Raw genomic sequence first — 485 nt, forward strand, 5'->3', positions numbered from 1 at the left:
ATTCATGGTAGAACAAAGAATTATACTAGTATGTTCACTCGTGATGGATCCCTAGTATCATTGAAAGATGAAGGAGTTATGGACGACTAGAATTAATTGTTAAGTGGCATTATTTTTTTAAAGTGAAATAACTACAAAACAAAATATTTTACTCTAATACCGTATTATTCAGAAATGAATTGTGCGGTATTTTTTATGTCAAATTAAAAGATAAATTTGCAACTAGTAAAATTATAAATTTTGGTCTTTAGGATTATCATTATTAAAATATTTAGAAAGACAGAACGAAACTATTCCCATAATTATTGCTAATAGAATAGGCCCAAAAAAGAAAATTTTAGTCATCCTATCATTGTGGTGCCAAATAGTGCTAAATAAATACATAGCTGAAAGTATTGCAGGAAGTATTGATAGTTCTACTGAAAATTTTTTAACATCACTATAATCTGAATAGTCATTTAAAATGTAGAAAATTCTATTGATTA

Annotated in this window: 1 protein-coding gene; it reads right to left on the minus strand. The window is 26.4% G+C overall.

Going from position 1 to position 485, the window contains the following annotated elements; translation table 11 throughout:
* Nucleotides 1–231: 231 nt before the first annotated feature.
* Nucleotides 232–485, minus strand: a 254-nt coding sequence (locus tag RCF13_RS19990; protein WP_308141488.1) for a hypothetical protein, incomplete at its 5' end; no start/stop codon positions are given.

The organism is Stenotrophomonas maltophilia group sp. RNC7 (assembly GCF_030910085.1).
GTDB classification, from domain to species: domain Bacteria; phylum Pseudomonadota; class Gammaproteobacteria; order Xanthomonadales; family Xanthomonadaceae; genus Stenotrophomonas; species Stenotrophomonas sepilia.